This is a genomic window from Methanosarcina sp. 1.H.T.1A.1, from assembly GCF_000979295.1.
Lineage (GTDB): Archaea > Halobacteriota > Methanosarcinia > Methanosarcinales > Methanosarcinaceae > Methanosarcina.
In genome coordinates, this window is sequence record NZ_JJQY01000007.1 from 1 (window position 1) to 3,578 (window position 3,578).

Annotated in this window: 1 protein-coding gene, 1 pseudogene and 1 CRISPR repeat array; of the genes and pseudogenes, one reads left to right on the plus strand and one right to left on the minus strand. The window is 46.8% G+C overall.

Annotated features, from left to right (window positions below; translation table 11 throughout):
• Positions 1 to 181: 181 nt before the first annotated feature.
• The gene (pheT, locus tag EO95_RS01025) at positions 182 to 1,819 is read right to left on the minus strand and encodes a phenylalanine--tRNA ligase subunit beta (RefSeq protein WP_048131413.1); all 1,638 of its coding nucleotides are present in this window, start codon (positions 1,817 to 1,819) and stop codon (positions 182 to 184) included.
• A 367-nt stretch (positions 1,820 to 2,186) separates the two neighbouring features.
• Between pheT and EO95_RS01030 the strand changes: the two are divergent.
• Positions 2,187 to 2,846 (plus strand): annotated as a pseudogene (locus tag EO95_RS01030) (diphthine--ammonia ligase); the annotation flags it as partial.
• A 70-nt stretch (positions 2,847 to 2,916) separates the two neighbouring features.
• Positions 2,917 to 3,551: direct repeats of the CRISPR family, unit length 32 nt; unit sequence ATTTCAATCCACACACCCGCGAAGGGTGCGAC.
• The last annotated feature ends 27 nt before the right edge of the window (positions 3,552 to 3,578 follow it).

A 3,578-nucleotide genomic window follows, 5' to 3' on the forward strand; every position in this document is an offset into this window, starting at 1 on the left:
TTATTAAGTTATAAAGTTATATTTACTACTGTGCGAGGCTGCGCTTTCATCCCCCACCTGTCGGCTGATGCCTCCGAGGAAGGGGACTTTCCGCTGTGCCTCTGCGCTCCCAAGTAAAAAAATCAGTTAAAAAAGTAAAATTTAAAAGGTTAATTAAAAATAGGAAAATTAACCTTCTAAATTAAATATTTTTACCTATAAGGTCATTCAGGTCAAGTTCAAACCCTACAACGGCGTATCCGAGCGCGAAGTTGTTTATTACTTCGGGGTGGAGTTCTCCAAAGACTCCGAGCTTTTTGCCATTGACATAAACATCTGCCCGCCTGCCTTCAAGAAAAGCCGGGTCTTCGGACTCTTTTACCTCGTAGGGAAGCAGCATTTCTCTCATGAGGGCATCTACAACCTCATAGATCTCGGTGAAGTTTGCCTGCGGGTGGATCGAGACTGCAGCTACGTGTTGACCGGTTGTTTCGTTGCTTACTACTTCTCCGAACTCGAAGATTTTCTGCGGGAGTTCCCTGTGCTGGTTTAAGGCAAGGATTTCAAGAAGGTTAGGAAGCACGGTTGTCCTGAGCATTGTCTGGTCTTCGCTGATCGGGTGGAGCACGTGGGTAACGTCCTCGGTCTTTTGCCTGCGCATGTTTTCAAAGTTGACCTTTTCGCTGGTAAGCGTAAAAGGCATAACCTCATAATATCCAAGCCCGACAATTATTTCGTTTACCGAAGCCCGCATCAGGGAAATCGGGTGGGACTTGCCTGCGGTATAGGTCTCAGGGACCCTTACTTTGATATTCTCATAGCCGTAACCTTTGGCAATGTCCTCTACAAGGTCATAGTTGTGCAGGATGTCTGCCCTGTAAGCAGGCACCTTTACCTCAACGGTTTCCGCATCAAGGGCGCGTGCTCCAAAGCGCATCCGCTCAAGCTGTTTTACGATCTCTTCAACTGAGAGTTCCATGCCTATCAGGGATTTTACTTCGCCTGTGGTAAGCAGCCGGGTTTTGGGCTCAAGGTCAGGCAGGACAAATTCTTCGCCCCCGGGGCGGATTAGCCTTACGAACTCGATCTGCCCTCCTCTTTCTGCAAGGGCTGTAACAACAATATTCAAAGCCGTGTATACAGCTCCCCCGAGGCCTGTAACATCAATGAAAAGGTCGGTTGTGCTTTCGGTCACGGACGTAAGTGTACCGTTGATGATGGGCGGGAAGGACAGCACATTGTCATTTGCGTCCAGGATGATCGGGTATTTGTCAAAACCCCTTACGAGATGGGCAAACCTTGTGCCTTTCGGGTGCTTATCCAGGATTTCCGTCATGCTCATCTTTTCAGTGTAATCGAGAGGCACGAACTCGAATCCGGGATCTACTGCCATATAGCGGAAAGGAGCCTTCACATTTTTAAGGTCATGGACCCCGATGGAAACTTTTTTCCTGTTTCTCCCAAGGCCCCAGTGCAGGTCTTCCTGCAGGTCCATGAGGGACTTGATGGAAGAGGATGTAAACTTTACTCCCCTTACAACCGCACACCCGAGGAAGGGCCTGATCTTCAGGATATCCTCACTGACAGATATGGATACCTCGTAAGGCTTTATCTCATATTCGGGAAGCCCGGTCTCAAGGTCCAGAAAACCCCGCATTGCCCTGGATGCCCCTTCCACGCTGTAAAGGTCAGGCCTGTCAGGGAAGAACTCGATATCGACGTACTCGTCTTCAATCCTTTCGATATCGGCCCCTATCATGGGCACCCTTTTTATGATGGTTTCCTTATCTATTCCTGTGAGTTTCTCAAGGTCTTCATAATGCAAGGTGATTACTGGCATGGGGAATTCATCTCATCTGTTGCTAGCTAACTTAACCCCAAACATACTCAACTTTAGATTTAATGCTTTTGTTTTACGGGGTGTTTGAAAGGTCTCAGAGTAAACAGTATCTCCGAAGTCTCAGAGTAAACAGTATCTCCTAATGTTATATGGCTTTTGCATGCAGCAAGCTAATTTTAATGAAAAAAGTAGAATTATTCCCATATTTTGCGGGGTCACTATCAATGGCTCCCTGTTGAAATAGCTCCCTGTTGATCCTGCTGATGTACGGAAAGAGACCCGGCCTCAGGAGATTTTGAGAAATATTCGGGCAGAGAGCTGGTGAAAAACAAAAGCTTTTTTTTCAGATTGTGCATGTGTATGGGAGATGTGCAACAATCCCATTTCAACTAAGAACGAGAAAAGCAAGAACGAGAAAAACAAGAACGATAAAAGCAAGAGTGGTAAAGGCAGAGTGGTTGTTTCCTGGACCGGAGGAAAGGACGGTTGCCTTGCATGTTACGGGGCAATCTCGGAAGGTTTTGAGGTCTCCCACCTCCTGAACTTCAGAGAAATCCAGAGGCGCGGTTCCCATGACATCAATCCTGACCTGCTTTATGCACAGGCTGAAGCTCTTGGAATTCCCCTTATCCATAAGGACTTTATTTCATATGAACAGGAATTCAAAAAAGTGGTCCGTGATTTAAGGGACAACGGAGAGAAAATAGACGGGGCGGTTTTCGGGCATATCGAGACGCATAAGAACCTTGTAGACAGGATCTGCGGGGAACTGGACCTTGAGTTAATAATGCCGCTCTGGCAGAGAAATTCCGAACAGATCATAAATGGCCTCATAGATTTGGGGTTTGAGGTGATCCTGCTCAGCGTCAAAGCCGGGTTGTTAGGGAAAGAGTGGCTGGGCCGAAAGATCGATGAAAATTTTATATGCGACCTGAAAAAGCACAATCCTTCAATCGATCCCTGCGGTGAAAACGGGGAGTTCCATACTTTTGTTATCGACGGCCCGCTGTTCAAAAACAAAATAAAGGTCATGGAGAGTGAAATGGTCTTGAGGGAAGGCTACTGGTTCCTGGAGATCTCAAAGTTCGAGGCCGAGAATTTCAATCCACACACCCGTTAAGGGTGCGACTATATTGTTTTTCGTATTGATTCTTTACTATATACCATTTCAATCCACACACCCTTGTGGGCGTGACTATATTATCAATGTTTATTCTGGAACTTATAATATTTCAATCTACACACCGTGAAGGGTGCGACCTTCTTAAGAATCATGGTATTATGATGCGGGCTATGCATTTCAATCCACACACCCGCGAAGGGTGCGACCTGATCAGAAGGACCCTTCCTGACCTGAGGTTCTTATTTCAATCCACACACCCGCGAAGGGTGCGACGTTTTTCAAGTGACAGCTCTTCAAACTCCACAGTCACTATTTCAATCCACACACCCGTGAAGGGTGCGACTTTTTGGAGTTTCTTTCACGCACATTTCACAATTTCAATCCACACACCCGCGAAGGGTGCGACCTCCCGTATCCCTTCGCAGAATCGGACGTGTAATAGATTTCAATCCACACACCCGCGAAGGGTGCGACTGGTTGATCTTGTACCCAAAAATGCAGGTAAATTTATTTCAATCCACACACCCGCGAAGGGTGCGACAGGGACTTCTGCAAGTTTGAAAATGACGACATAGGGATTTCAATCCACACACCCGCGAAGGGTGCGACAGGGACTTCTGCAAGTTTGAAAATGAC

Excerpts from the sequence above, each read along its gene's own strand:
- pheT (WP_048131413.1), bottom strand. The coding sequence starts at position 1,819 with ATGCCAGTAATCACCTTGCATTATGAAGACCTTGAGAAACTCACAGGA.